This is a genomic window from Mycobacterium sp. P4_H6, assembly GCF_056400845.1.
Map to the genome: position 1 here is coordinate 80,619 of NZ_JBFUKN010000007.1, position 12,287 is coordinate 92,905.

At 66.7% G+C, this 12,287-nt stretch carries 15 protein-coding genes and 1 pseudogene; 10 read left to right on the plus strand and 6 right to left on the minus strand.

The window, feature by feature from the left end; translation table 11 throughout:
- The first annotated feature begins 49 nt into the window (after positions 1–49).
- Genes AC1DTF_RS04830 through AC1DTF_RS04840 form a run of 3 tightly spaced genes read left to right on the plus strand, consistent with a single transcriptional unit; the run spans position 50 to position 2,094 of the window.
- Entirely contained in the window at positions 50–715 is a 666-nt protein-coding gene (locus AC1DTF_RS04830) for an HAD-IA family hydrolase (RefSeq protein ID WP_477473243.1), read from the plus strand.
- A gap of 37 nt (positions 716–752) precedes the next feature.
- Complete coding sequence (locus AC1DTF_RS04835) at positions 753–1,226, plus strand: low molecular weight protein-tyrosine-phosphatase (protein ID WP_477473270.1); 474 nt, start codon at positions 753–755, stop codon at positions 1,224–1,226.
- Positions 1,227–1,251: 25 nt separating this feature from the next.
- Positions 1,252–2,094, plus strand: a complete 843-nt coding sequence (locus AC1DTF_RS04840) for an SURF1 family cytochrome oxidase biogenesis protein (protein WP_477473244.1) — start codon at positions 1,252–1,254, stop codon at positions 2,092–2,094.
- Here the strand turns inward: AC1DTF_RS04840 and AC1DTF_RS04845 are convergent.
- The gene (locus AC1DTF_RS04845; protein WP_477473245.1) at positions 2,048–3,010 is read right to left on the minus strand and encodes a cobalamin biosynthesis protein; all 963 of its coding nucleotides are present in this window, start codon (positions 3,008–3,010) and stop codon (positions 2,048–2,050) included. The two genes, AC1DTF_RS04840 and AC1DTF_RS04845, sit on opposite strands and share 47 nt — an antisense overlap.
- Before the next feature lie 36 nt (positions 3,011–3,046).
- On the opposite strand from AC1DTF_RS04845, the gene AC1DTF_RS04850 reads away from it, so the two are divergent.
- Genes AC1DTF_RS04850 through AC1DTF_RS04860 form a run of 3 tightly spaced genes read left to right on the plus strand, consistent with a single transcriptional unit; the run spans position 3,047 to position 4,951 of the window.
- Positions 3,047–3,874, plus strand: coding sequence for an oxygenase MpaB family protein (locus AC1DTF_RS04850; protein ID WP_477473246.1), 828 nt, complete (start codon positions 3,047–3,049; stop codon positions 3,872–3,874).
- A gap of 26 nt (positions 3,875–3,900) precedes the next feature.
- A complete protein-coding gene (locus AC1DTF_RS04855) occupies positions 3,901–4,296 on the plus strand; it encodes a VOC family protein (protein WP_057169801.1) in 396 nt (131 codons plus the stop codon).
- A gap of 28 nt (positions 4,297–4,324) precedes the next feature.
- Complete coding sequence (locus tag AC1DTF_RS04860) at positions 4,325–4,951, plus strand: SOUL family heme-binding protein (RefSeq protein WP_477473247.1); 627 nt, start codon at positions 4,325–4,327, stop codon at positions 4,949–4,951.
- A 24-nt stretch (positions 4,952–4,975) separates the two neighbouring features.
- Here AC1DTF_RS04860 and AC1DTF_RS04865 read toward each other — a convergent pair whose 3' ends face one another.
- The 3 genes from AC1DTF_RS04865 to AC1DTF_RS04875 all read right to left on the minus strand — a co-directional run bounded on the left by AC1DTF_RS04865 (position 4,976) and on the right by AC1DTF_RS04875 (position 7,939).
- On the minus strand, positions 4,976–5,254 hold the full coding sequence (locus tag AC1DTF_RS04865; RefSeq protein ID WP_477473248.1) for a hypothetical protein: 279 nt from the start codon (positions 5,252–5,254) through the stop codon (positions 4,976–4,978).
- 340 nt (positions 5,255–5,594) lie between these two features.
- Entirely contained in the window at positions 5,595–6,188 is a 594-nt protein-coding gene (locus AC1DTF_RS04870; RefSeq protein WP_477473249.1) for a TetR/AcrR family transcriptional regulator, read from the minus strand.
- An 8-nt stretch (positions 6,189–6,196) separates the two neighbouring features.
- Positions 6,197–7,939 carry a CocE/NonD family hydrolase gene (locus tag AC1DTF_RS04875; RefSeq protein WP_477473250.1) on the minus strand — a complete coding sequence of 581 codons (1,743 nt, stop codon included), beginning with the start codon at positions 7,937–7,939 and terminating at the stop codon, positions 6,197–6,199.
- A gap of 284 nt (positions 7,940–8,223) precedes the next feature.
- On the opposite strand from AC1DTF_RS04875, the gene AC1DTF_RS04880 reads away from it, so the two are divergent.
- Positions 8,224–8,472 (plus strand): hypothetical protein, encoded by a 249-nt coding sequence (locus tag AC1DTF_RS04880; protein WP_477473251.1) that lies wholly within the window; start codon positions 8,224–8,226, stop codon positions 8,470–8,472.
- A gap of 269 nt (positions 8,473–8,741) precedes the next feature.
- Positions 8,742–9,962, plus strand: a complete 1,221-nt coding sequence (gene lhgO, locus AC1DTF_RS04885; RefSeq protein WP_477473252.1) for an L-2-hydroxyglutarate oxidase — start codon at positions 8,742–8,744, stop codon at positions 9,960–9,962.
- Between the two features lie 39 nt (positions 9,963–10,001).
- Here the strand turns inward: lhgO and AC1DTF_RS04890 are convergent, their stop codons facing one another.
- Both AC1DTF_RS04890 and AC1DTF_RS04895 read right to left on the minus strand, forming a co-directional pair.
- On the minus strand, positions 10,002–10,535 hold the full coding sequence (locus tag AC1DTF_RS04890) for a PaaI family thioesterase (RefSeq protein WP_477473253.1): 534 nt from the start codon (positions 10,533–10,535) through the stop codon (positions 10,002–10,004).
- The gene (locus AC1DTF_RS04895; protein WP_477473254.1) at positions 10,532–10,921 is read right to left on the minus strand and encodes a winged helix-turn-helix transcriptional regulator; all 390 of its coding nucleotides are present in this window, start codon (positions 10,919–10,921) and stop codon (positions 10,532–10,534) included. The genes AC1DTF_RS04890 and AC1DTF_RS04895 overlap by 4 nt, the downstream gene beginning before the upstream one ends.
- A 98-nt stretch (positions 10,922–11,019) precedes the next feature.
- Between AC1DTF_RS04895 and AC1DTF_RS04900 the strand changes: the two genes are divergently transcribed.
- Together AC1DTF_RS04900 and AC1DTF_RS04905 are read left to right on the plus strand one after the other, a co-directional pair.
- On the plus strand, positions 11,020–11,487 hold the full coding sequence (locus AC1DTF_RS04900; RefSeq protein WP_477473255.1) for a MarR family winged helix-turn-helix transcriptional regulator: 468 nt from the start codon (positions 11,020–11,022) through the stop codon (positions 11,485–11,487).
- A 22-nt stretch (positions 11,488–11,509) separates the two neighbouring features.
- A pseudogene (locus AC1DTF_RS04905) lies at positions 11,510–12,259 on the plus strand (NADPH-dependent F420 reductase); the annotation flags it as partial.
- Between the last annotated feature and the right edge of the window lie 28 nt (positions 12,260–12,287).

Here is a 12,287-nt window from a genome sequence, read left to right on the forward strand (position 1 = left end):
ACAGTAGTGCGCCGACCAGCAGCACCGGAACATCGGCGACAATGGTGGGGTGACTGAGACCGTGACCCGAGCTCCGCAGTTGGTGCTGTTCGACCTCGACGGCACCCTGACGGACTCGGCGGACGGCATCGTCGCCAGCTTCCGGCACGCGCTGGCGAGTATCGGCGCCACCATTCCCGAGGGCGACCTCGCCGGCCGGATCGTCGGCCCGCCGATGCATCACACGCTGACCTCGATGGGCCTGGGTGACCGCGCCGACGAGGCCATGACCGCCTACCGAGCCGACTACACGACCCGCGGCTGGTCGATGAACCGCCTGTTCGACGGGATCCCCGACCTGTTGGAGGACCTGAAGCGCGCCGGGGTGCGTCTTGCCGTGGCGACCTCGAAGGCGCAACCGACCGCGCAGCGCATCCTCACCCACTTCGGGGTGGACGGCTATTTCGAGGTCATCGCGGGCGCCAGCCCGGACGGCACCCGAGCCGCCAAGGCCGAGGTGATCGCCTACGCGCTGGCGCAGCTGGGTCCGCTGCCGGAGCGGGTGCTGATGGTCGGTGACCGCAGCCATGACGTCGAAGGCGCCTCTTTCCACGGCATCGACACCGTGGTCGTCGACTGGGGATACGGCGGCGCCGATTTCGACGGGCCCGACGCCCCCGCGCCGCTGCACCGGGTGGCGACGATGGCGGACCTGCGAAGGGTGCTCGGTGTCTAGCCGGCGGGCTGGCGCGCAGCGACCGGGGGATCAGGCACTGCATGTGACGTTCGTCTGCTCCGGCAACATCTGCCGTTCCCCGATGGCCGAGAAGATGCTGGCCCACCAGATCGAGGGACGCGGTCTGGCCGAGCGGGTCCGGGTGACCAGCGCCGGGACCGGCGGCTGGCATGCCGGCGACGGCGCCGATCACCGGACCAATGCCGTCCTGCTGGCACACGGGTATCCGACCACCCACCGCGCCGCCCAGCTCGACGAGGACCACCTGGCCGCCGACATGGTCGTCGCGATGGGACGCAACCACGCCCGGATGCTCACCGACATGGGTGTGCCGCCGGAGCGGCTACGGATGATGCGTTCGTTCGACCCGCGCTCGGCCGCCTTCACCCTGGATGTCGAGGACCCCTATTACGGCGGGCCGGACGATTTCGAGGCGGTCTTCGCCGTCATCGAGGCCTCGCTGCCTGGCCTGCACGACTGGATCGACCACCAACTGGGGCGGCACCGATGAGCGCTTTCGCGAAGAGGAAACAGCCATGAAGCGCTTCGGATTCCTCTTCCGGCCGCAGTGGCTGGCGCTGTACGTCGTGGTGGCGGCCTTCGCCTGGCTGTGTTTCACGGTGCTGGCGCCCTGGCAGCTCGGCAAGAACACCACGACCTCACGCGAGAACACTCAGATCGCCAACTCGCTGAACACCGACCCGGTGCCACTGACCGACTATCTGCCGCAGCAGGATTCGTCGGCGCACGACCATCAGTGGCAGCGGGTGACGGCCTCGGGCCGCTACCTGCCCGAGGCGCAGGTGCTGGCCCGGTTGCGGTCGGTGGACGGTGCGCCCGCCTACGAGGTGCTGGTCCCGTTCGTCGTCGACGGCGGACCGACCGTGCTGGTCAACCGCGGCTACGTCAAACCCGACCAGGGCACCGCGGTGCCGCCCATTGCGGCCGCCCCGGCCGAGCCGGTGACCATCACCGCGCGGCTGCGTGATTCGGAGATGCTCGCCGTCGGCAGGGATCCGTTCCGTGCCGAGGGCGCCATGCAGGTCTACTCGATCAATCCCGGGCAGGTCTCCCAGGTGACCGGGGTCCCGCTGACGGGGTCCTATCTGCAACTGGTCGAGGACCAGCCCGGCGGACTCGGCGTGATCCCGCTGCCCGTCCTGGACGCCGGCCCGTTCCTGTCCTACGGGATCCAGTGGATCGCGTTCGGCATCATCGCCCCGATCGGCGTCGGGTATTTCATCCTCGCCGAGGTCAAGGTTCGGCGCCGGGAGAAGGCACTGGCCAACCCGCAGGGCGAACCCGAGCCCGGCGACGCGGCGCCGAAGCCGGTCAGCACCGAGCAGAAGCTCGCCGACCGGTACGGCAAACGGCACTGACGGCCACCGCCAGCACCGTCGCGCCGGCCTGAACCGCCCGCGACAATCGCACGCCGCGACGCAGGTCGGCGGCGGTGGGAGCAGGCCCGTCGCCCAGGGTCGGACGCATCTCCAGGCGGTGCGCATATTGGGTGGGACCACCGAGCTGCACCCCGAGCGCTCCGGCGAAGGACGCCTCGGCGACGCCGGCGTTGGGGCTGGGATGCTTGTCCGCGTCGCGTCGCCAGGCCCGCCAGGTGGCGCTCGGCGCGCCGCCGACCGCCAACACCACCAGCCCGGTCGCGCGGGCCCCCACGTAGTTCGCGACATCGTCGAATCGTGCTGCCGCCCAGCCGAACTGCAGGTACCTGGGCGACTTGTGCCCGATCATCGCATCCAGGGTGTTGGCACCGCGGTAGACCAGCAGGCCGGGCACGCCCACGACCGCGCCCCACAGGATCGGGGCGACCTGCGCGTCGGAGGTGTTCTCGGCGACCGATTCCAATGCGGCACGGGCCAGGCCGTCGGCGTCCAGCGCGGCCGGGTCACGACCACACAGCGACGGCAACAGCGCGCGGGCACCGTCGATATCGTCACGTTCCAGGGTGTCCGCCAGGCGGGCACCCGTGCGCGCCAACGATGTTCCGCCGAGCACCACGTAGGTGGTCACCGCGGTGGCCGCGGCCGTCCACGCCGGGCCGCGCCGGCGCGCGGCACGCTCGACGGCCAGTCCGAGCACACCCAGAGCCCCGAGCAGCGCGGCGGTGTGAGCGGCGCCGGCGGCCCGGCTGTCGGCGTAGGTGCGGCGCTCCAGTGCGGCCGCGGCAGACCCGAACGCGGCGACGGGGTGACCGCGCTGGGGGTCGGCCAGGCACACGTCGGCCAGATAGCCGGCCGCCAAGCCGATCGCACGGGCAGAGCTATTGGGCACAAACACGTCGGCAGCGTCTCACAAGGTGGTGTACTCAATTCCATGAGGCTCGGTCCCCCGCGGAATCCGAGGCGCGTCGCCGATCTGATCAATCCGGCCGCGGCGCTGGCACCTGCCGCGAACGTCATCATGCAACTGGCCTCCCCGGGTGTCGGGTACGGCGTCCTGGAAAGCCCGGTGGACCGCGGCAACGTCTACAAGCATCCGTTCAAGCGGGCCCGCACCACCGGCACCTATCTGGCCGCGGCCACCGTGGGCACCGACCACGACCGCGCCCTGATCCGCGGGGCGGTCGACACCGCGCACCGCCAGGTCAGGTCCGGCCCGGACAGCCCGGTGCGCTACAACGCATTCGATCCCACGCTGCAACTGTGGGTGGCGGCCTGCCTGTACCGCTACTACGTCGATCAGCACGAATTCCTCTACGGCCCACTCGATGACGAGTCGGCCGACGCGGTGTACCGGGACGCCGCCCGGCTCGGCACCACACTGCAGGTACGCCAGGACATGTGGCCTGCGGACCGGGTCGCATTCGAGGAATACTGGAAACGGTCGCTGGACGAGCTGCGGATCGACGAGCCCGTGCGCAGGCATCTGCACGGGGTCGCGGCGCTGGTCTTCCTGCCGACCCCCTTGCGCCAGGTGGCCGGTCCGCTGAACCTGTTCGCGACCACCGGATTCCTGCCCGCCGAGTTCCGCACCCTGATGCGGTTGCGCTGGACCAGCCGCCAACAGCGGGCGTTCGACGCGTTGATCGGCGCGCTACGGATCGCCGACCGCGTCGTCCCGCGCGATCTGTGGTTGTTCGGCTATCAGCTCTACCTCTGGGATATGCGGTCCCGTGCGCGACGTGGCAAACGGGTGGTGTGAACCGAACTATCAGGCAGGAGACTTCCATGGCAATTGCAGCGCTCAACCATGTGGCCGTCACGGTCAGCGACATCGAGGTGAGCGGGCCCTGGTACCGCGCGCTGATCGGAGCCGACCCCGTTCTCGACGAGCACACCGACGGCGGATTCCGCCATCTGGTGTGGTCGTTCGGGAACGGCACGCTGTTCGGGATCCATCAGCACGACCGGTCCATCTCCCCCGGTGAGTTCACCGAGTTCCGGGCGGGCCTCGATCACGTCGGGTTCGGCTGCGAGACCCGTGCCGAGCTACAGCAGTGGGCCGGCCGCCTCGACGATCTCGGTATCGCGCACGGCGGTGTGGTCGACGCGCACTACGGATCCGGTCTGAGCTTCCGCGATCCCGACGGTGTCGCGCTGGAGTTCTTCGCCCCGCCGGAGTAATCCCCGCCGAGTTGGGTACTTCCTAGGCATGCTGACCAAGATCGCAGGTGCCGCCACCCAGTTCGTCGAGGGCGTCGGGGGTGTCTTCGGTATCCGTGTCGGCACCGAGGAACCGCTCTTCGTGCTCGAAGGCCGGGTCGGTGAGATCGAGATCCGTCGGTATGGGCCGCGCGTCGCCGCGCAGACCAGCGTGAAGGGCAACGGTCAGGAGGCCCGCAGCGCGGGCTTCCGTCGTCTGGCGGGCTACATCTTCGGCGGCAACCATCGCAAGGCGAAGATCGCGATGACGGCCCCGGTGGCACAACACCGCGAGAAGATCGCCATGACAGCCCCGGTATCGCAGGCCCGCGCCGACGACAGCGGCGACTCGATCATCCGGTTCTACATGCCGTCGAAGTGGTCGCTGGACACCCTGCCCGAACCCGATGACAGCTCGGTGACCGTGGTGGAGGTGCCTGCCGAGCGCTTCGCCGTGCTGCGGTTCAGCGGTGACCGCAGTCCGACATCCGTCACCGCCAAGTCAGCCGAACTGCTGACCGCACTGCACGGCACCGAATTCCACACCGACGGAGAGCCGGTGGCATGGTTCTACGACCCGCCGTGGACCCTGCCGTTCCGCCGACGCAACGAGGTCGCGGTGCCGCTCACGGGGTGAGCAGCACCGCGCCCCCGGCGCGAATCAGTACTGGTACTCGGCCGGGCAGGACAGGTCGACGTAGACCGTCGCACCCGGGACCGCCGCGTCGGACGCGCCGCGCACCGAGTCGACCGAACAGTTGGACAGCGGCCCGTTGCGGGTGCCGTTCAGCTGCACGTTATAGCCCTGAGTGCGCAGGTCATAGATGGTTTCCTCGACCGACGACGCGCCGGCCGGCGCCGCCGACGCGGTGGCCGCCATCCCGAATGAACCGCCGGCCAAAGCCATGAAGGCTGCCGAGGTGAGGATGATTTTCTGCATTTTCGTGTTCCTTTCGAGCAGAGCTGAGCCACCCGGCGGTGCGTCGTGGGCACCCGGGGGCAGAACTCTGTGAGTTTGTGAAGTTGTGGCTTGTGTCTTCTAGGTGTTATTTACTTGCATATCAGTAGGTTTCAGGCACGTGACCCGCCTTCCGCTGAACCAGACGTGTTCATGTCTCTCAACGTATGAGCGCGAGTCATCACTGTCACGACACTCATATGAATCACCAACACTTCCCGACCGGTGGACATTCCACATATATGGTCGAATTTTCTGAAGGTGGTTGTCCAGGTAGGAATCCCGAGAGTCGTCCGGGGGTTATCCCCAGGGACCGAAGGCTCTACAGCCTGGATACGGTGCTGATCAGCGGCAGGTACACAGTGTCGAGGATCTCGGCGATCGCGTCGCGGCCCACCTCGGCGCGGGTGAACAGCAGTCGGTCTCGCAGCAGGTACCCGATGGACATCGCGGGCAGGCGCGAGATCTCCTTGGGTCCGATCTCGTCCCGTTCGCGTGCACGGGCCAGGGCCGGATAGACGGTGCGTTCGGCCAAGCCGATGATCTGCGCATGCAGAAGGTCCAGCAGGTCGTCGTCAGCGTCTGCGACCAGCCGCCGATAGTTGTCCACGCCGATGGCCACGAAGTTGTCCACGATCGCGGCGAACAGGGTCAGCAGGTTTTCCCGCAACGATTCCGTCGCGTCGAACACGAGATCGTCGGGTTCCCATCGGAGATTGGGCAACGCGTCCACGACCATGTGGGCCCGGGTCCGGTAACGACGGTAGAGAACCGGCTTGCTGGTCTTCGCCCGCCGGGCCACTCCTTCGAAAGTCAGGTCCGCATAGCCGTGTTCGGTGAGCTCGGCCCTGACCGCATCCCGGATAGCCGTCATCAGCTCGTCGTTACGGCGTCGCGTCTTCGGTTCCCCGTCCATGACAGTCCTCAAGGCTTCCGAACGGGTAGCTGCAGATACGACGGGTGCGAGCCACCGGTGTGAATGACGTGCTGCCCGCTGTTGGCGCCGGTGCATTCACGGATTGCGGGCATCAACGGGCCCAGCAGGGTGGCCGAGCTGATGACGAAGCGCAGTTGTTCGCCGGGATGAAAGGCGAGACCGATCGGCAACAGGTCGATTTCGATCTCGACGGGCTCGCCTTCGACGAGCTTTTCGACCCGGTCGAAGGTGTGCGCCGGGACATCCCGGGTCGACAACTCGCCGTCGAGGTGTCGGGCAGAGACGCGCAGCCGTCCGTCGGATCCTTTGTACCGCAGCACGGTTGCTCCGTGGTCGGTCAGGTCGTGGATTCGGGCATTCTGGTTGGGCACGGTGAACTGCTGCAGTGGGGTGCCGTACGCGTCGAGCTTCTGCACGAGCACGAAAAGATCCATGTCGTCGGCGCCGCGCGCTTCGACCCAGAGGTGCGCCTTCGGATAGCCGACCATGACGGTCTCCTCGTCGAAGCGAGCGATGAACGACACCGCATTCGGATTGGCGTCGACGGCGTAGCCGACCTCCACGTCCGCCGATGGCGGCTGGGTGCTCAATACCCGCGCGGCACCGTCGAGGTAGAACTTGGTCGAGACGAACCCGGTGGGCGGGAACCGGTCCGCGGCGACTCCGACCTGATCGCCACCGCGAAGGTCGAGAATCGAGTACCGAACGCGGGGTGTGGATTCCCACCCGTTGTCGATGTCCCTGAGATACCGGTCGAAGAAGCGGCGCAGATCTTCGCGGTTCGTCTCGTCGTAGTAATCGGGCCACTCCTGACCGTTGTGGATGCGCAGCCACTTGTCCTGCGACGCCATCCGCCGCCAGGCACGGAACGTTCCCGCAGTATGCAGGGTGTTCGTGTAGCTGGCCACCACGTAGGCCGGCACGGTGATCTTCTCGAAATCCGGGATCTTGTTCTCCCACAGAGTGTTCATCAGTGGGTAACGCTCCGCCTCGGCGAGTACATCTTCCTTCATGTTGGTGCCGAAGAAGCTTCCTTCCTGCAACTGCCGGGCGAACCCGGTGTCCGGCATGCCTCCGCGCATCACCAGATCGCGGTAGACGTCACTGACGCCCTCCCATGGGTTGATCGCCGCCAGGTGCGGGGGCTGCTCGGCTGCCGTCAACCACTGCGACACGGCCAGGTAGGAGGTTCCGCTCATCCCGACTTTGCCACTGCACCAGGGCTGTTCGGCCAGCCACTCGATCAGGTCATGGCAATCACGGCCCTCCTGGCGGTCCCACAACACACTGTTGCCGTCGGAGTCGACCACACCGCGAATGTCGGGGTTGCAGATCGCATAGCCATGGGCACACCAGTACGCCGGGTCGGGCCCCTCGAACTTCTCTAGTCCCGAGACGATCCCGTTGTCCAGTCCAACCATGGCGAACACCCCCATGACACTGGCCGAGGACCCCTGCCCCTTGCCGTACGGACTCCATGCCACCACGACGGGCACCTGTCCGGCACCCGCGGGGCGGAACACATCCACGTGGATCGTGACACCATCGCGCAGCCGGACCGCAACGTCCTTCTCGAAAACAATGTCGACCGGTATCGGCTGGAACTGCGGTGCCACCCGATAGCCGGCCTCCAACGTGCGCGTGCCCGGATCGAATCCCGTCAACACGCCGGTGCGCGCCGCGGGCAGCGGTTGCGATGGCGTGAAGATCATCTGATGTTCGGTGCTCATCGCGCACCCCCGGTTCCTCGTGAAGCCTCGACCGATCAAGATACGGCCCGTATCTTATTACGGTACACCCGCGGCCATGCCCGAACTCCGTGGGCCCCAGAACGAACACACAACCCGTCAAAACAACCCCTACATAGCAGGAGTGAGGGAATGCACTGATACAGGCACTGCGTTACAGTTTCTGACGCCAGATCCCAGCGTAAAATGGGATTGTTGCACCCGGTTTTCGCGGACATCGCGGCTGCCGGAGTTTCACCACATTGACACCAGGAGAAGGACGGAAGATGGCATYAAATCGTCTGGCTCGTCGTCGGATTTCGGCAGCGGTTGGCGGTGSCGCCATCATCGCGATGATCGGCTTCACCGCGGCGTGCAGCAGTGACAGCGACAAGCCCGAAGAGTCGCCCACCACGACCACGACCACCACGGAGGTCTCGCTGACCCCGACAGAGAAGTCGCTGAACCCCGGTGGCGGTGTATTCACACCTCCGGTGACGGCCCCGCAGCAGACCGTTGAGGGTCCGAACGACTGATCTAATTCATGGAAGTAAGGGCGTGTCCGAAATATTCGGACCCGCCCTTACTTGTTTGACGAGTTTTTCGAAGACGCTCGGAATTCGTCGGTGTCGGCGTACTGAATTCACGGTTCGGCGCGCCACTCCCCAGGGCCTACACGACGGCCGAGCTCCGGCCGACCGAGTCACGTCCGCGACATCGTGGTGCTGACGTTGCCGCATCCCACCCTCGCCGCCCACCAGGACGAGGTGTTCACCGGCCATTACGCTCGGGCCGAGGGGGCCCAGTGACACACATACGGATTGCAGTAATCGGCGGCGGAATCGTCGGGATCGCCATCGCCCGCGAGATCATCACGCGCCATCCCGACGCGGAGGTGACGGTCTTCGAGAAGGAGAACCGACTCGCCGCGCATCAGACCGGACGCAACAGCGGTGTCGTCCATGCCGGTCTGTATTACCAGCCAGGGTCGGTCAAGGCACGGTTGTGCCGCCGCGGCGTCGGGCTGCTCGAGGAGTTCTGCGCCGAGCACTCGATCCCCCGCATCGCCTGCGGCAAGGTGCTGGTCGCACTCGACGAGGAGGAGCGGGGCCGGCTGCTCGATATCGAGGAACGCGCACTCGCGAACGGTGTCCCTGGGATCCGCATCGTCGGACCCGACGAACTACGCGAACTCGAACCGCATGTGCGCGGCATCGCCGCCCTGCACTCCCCATCGACCTCGATCGTCGATTACGGCCAGGTCACTGAGGCGCTGGCGGTCGATGCGACCGCGGCAGGCGCCACGGTGCTACTGGGCCACGAGGTCACCGGCCTGCGCACCATGGGCGCGGAGGTGGTAGTGACCTCGCGTACCGCCGGGGGCACGGCGGCGACCACGTTCGATCGGGTGGTCGCCTGTGGAGGGCTGCAGAGCGACCGGCTGGCCGAGATGGCGGGCGACGGACCGGATCCGGTGATCATGCCGTTCCGTGGTGAGTATTGGACGATCAAGCCCGAACGCCGCGACCTGGTCAACGGTCTGGTCTATCCGGTGCCGGATCCGCGTTATCCGTTCCTCGGCGTCCACGTCACCCCACGCGTCGACGGCGAAGTGTTGATCGGCCCCAATGCCGTTCTGGCGCTTGCTCGTGAGGGCTACACCTGGCGCAAGGTGTCGGTGCCCGATCTGGTGGGGGTGGCGCGGACGCCGGCATTCTGGCGGTTTGCAGGCCAGCATTGGCGGACCGGGATCCGCGAAATGCGCGGGTCGCTGAGCAAGCATCGATTCGTCGAGGCCGCACGCGTGTATGTGCCCGATTTGGCGGACGACGATGTGGTGCCTGGGCCGTCGGGTATCAGGGCCCAGGCTCTCGATGCCGACGGCGGTCTGGTCGACGACTTCCGGATCAGCTTCCGCGACCGCATCGTCATCCTGCGCAATGCGCCCTCCCCCGCGGCCACTTCGGCGCTCGCCATCGCCGAACACGTCGTGTCCACCATCGATGCGGCAGAGGTAGAGCTGTGACAAACGCACTTTCTCGAGACCGGCGTGGTCCGGTGACGCTTACAGGTCGAACACCAGCAGCGTGCTTGACGCGGTCGCGACGACGGCGCCCGCCGCGTCGGTGACGACGCCCTCGGTGAAACCGACGCGCGATCCCGCTTTGACCACGGTGCCCGTCGCGGTGAGTGGGCCGCTGGAGAGCCGGACCGCTTTGAGGTAGTTCACCTTGATCTCGATCGACGTGTAGCCCTTACCCTGGGGCAGTGTGCTGTGCAGGGCGCAGCCCAGCACCGAGTCCAGCAGCGTGCAGACCAATCCGCCGTGGATGGCGCCGATCGGGTTGTACGCCGACTCGTCGGGCCGGCACGTGAAGACCACGCGACCCGGCTCCGCCTCCACCATCGTGAAGTCCATCAGGCCCGAGATCGGGGGCGGCGGCAACGTGCCTTCGGTCATGGCACGGAGATAGTCGATGCCCGACATCGCCAGGCCGGCCGCGGCGGTCGGCGCCGGATCGTGCCAGTTGACGACCTTTGAGCGTTCCTCGCCCCAGCCGTCCCGCTTGTCGGTGGTCTCAGTGGTTTGCGTGGTCACGGTGTCTCCTCGGTTCGGACGAAGGATCGGTAGCGGGGTGGGCGGAGAGGATCGTCGACGGCCACCGCGTGATCGGCACCCCAGGCCAGCAGGGCGTCCAGCACGGGAAGAAGGTCCCGGCCGGAGGCGGTCAAACGGTATTCGTCACGCGGAGGATGATCCTGATAGGCCGTTCGGGCGATGACCCCCGCGGCCTCCAGCGTCTTCAGGCGAGCTGCGATGCGGTCCCTCGGTGCGCCGGTGCCCGCCACGATGGCGCCGAAACGAACTGAGCCCAGGGCGATTTCGCGAATGATGAGCAGGGACCACTTCTCGCCGACGACCTCCATGGCCGCCGCGATGGGGCAAGGACGGCCCGCCAGATCGGCAAGCGGTGTGGTCGCCATGGTGTCAGCGTGCCAGAAGTGAGTTTGACAATCAAACTCAACGCTTGGTCGCCGTCATGGCTCGCCCACCAATCCGTGCTGCTATTATCTAGCGCACTATGGAATCGCGCACTGGAGATCTGCATTCACCCACTCCGCCGGGCACYGACGGCCGCCTGGGCGAGCAATTGTCGTTCGCGCTCTACGGTGCAGCGAACCGGATGGTTCGCCTGCACAAGCCGTTCCTCGAGCCGTTGGGACTGACCTTCCCCCAGTACCTGGTCATCTTGGCGCTGCTCGACGGCGCCCCCCAGACCGTCGGCGCACTTGGTGCCTGCTTGGACATGGACACCGGCACGATCACGCCCCTGGTCAAGCGCCTGGAAGCTGCCGGGTTGGTGTCGCGGGTGCGAGATCGCACCGATGAGCGCCGGGTGCTGGTCGACCTGACCGCCACAGGTCGCGGGCTCGAGTCGGAGGTCCGCGGCGTCACCGACAAGATCAAAACAGCCTGCCAGCTCGACGAGCCCGGCCTCCAGGACCTTCGACGCACGCTCGAGGGCCTCGCCCACCCCGCCGTCGACTGACACACAACACAACGAAGGAGCGAGAATGAGAATCGGCATCGTCGGCGCCGGCAACATCGGCAAGACGTTGAGTCGAAAATTGAGTGCGGCGGGACATGACGTCAAGATCGCCAACTCCCGCGGCCCGGAGACCATCGACCCTGAGGCGCTGTCCGTCGGCGCCCGCGCGGTCGACGCGGCCGATGCGGTGCGCGACGTCGAGGTGGTCATCTTGTCGATGCCGCTGAGTCGCATGCCCGCCTTCGCATCGACGTTGTCCGCGGCTCCGGCCGACGCCGTCGTCATCGACACCTCGAACTACTACCCGCACCGCGATGAGCGGATTCAGCCCATCGACGCCGGCGAGGTCGAGAGCGTATGGCTGTCCCAGCAGATCGGACGGCCAATTGTCAAGGCCTGGAACGCTATCGGGTCGGCATCATTCGCCGGCAAGGGCGCGCCCGCAGGAACCCCCGGCCGCATCGCCATTCCGGTCGCCGCCGACGACGCCGACGACCGCACGCTCGCAATGATGCTGGTCGATCAGACGGGATTCGACGGCTTCGATGCCGGCTTGCTGTCGGAGTCGTGGCGTCAGCAGCCGGGCGCCCCGTGCTATTGCACGAATCTCACCAGCGAGGAAATGGGCGATGCCCTCGCCGCTGCCGAGAAGGATCGGTTGCCCAAGCGCCGCGACATCTCCATTGCCGCCATCGCCGAACGCGTAGGCGACGGAACCACGAATCCTGATGTGGACTACGCCGTCCGACTGACGCGCGCGATCTTCATGTGACCGTGCATCCACTCCACGAACGAAGGTA

Excerpts from the sequence above, each read along its gene's own strand:
- AC1DTF_RS04865 (WP_477473248.1), bottom strand. The coding sequence starts at position 5,254 with ATGCAGAAAATCATCCTCACCTCGGCAGCCTTCATGGCTTTGGCCGGC.
- AC1DTF_RS04870 (WP_477473249.1), bottom strand. The coding sequence starts at position 6,188 with ATGGACGGGGAACCGAAGACGCGACGCCGTAACGACGAGCTGATGACG.
- AC1DTF_RS04850 (WP_477473246.1), top strand. The coding sequence starts at position 3,047 with ATGAGGCTCGGTCCCCCGCGGAATCCGAGGCGCGTCGCCGATCTGATC.
- AC1DTF_RS04895 (WP_477473254.1), bottom strand. The coding sequence starts at position 10,921 with ATGGCGACCACACCGCTTGCCGATCTGGCGGGCCGTCCTTGCCCCATC.
- AC1DTF_RS04855 (WP_057169801.1), top strand. The coding sequence starts at position 3,901 with ATGGCAATTGCAGCGCTCAACCATGTGGCCGTCACGGTCAGCGACATC.
- AC1DTF_RS04875 (WP_477473250.1), bottom strand. The coding sequence starts at position 7,939 with ATGAGCACCGAACATCAGATGATCTTCACGCCATCGCAACCGCTGCCC.
- AC1DTF_RS04860 (WP_477473247.1), top strand. The coding sequence starts at position 4,325 with ATGCTGACCAAGATCGCAGGTGCCGCCACCCAGTTCGTCGAGGGCGTC.
- AC1DTF_RS04840 (WP_477473244.1), top strand. The coding sequence starts at position 1,252 with ATGAAGCGCTTCGGATTCCTCTTCCGGCCGCAGTGGCTGGCGCTGTAC.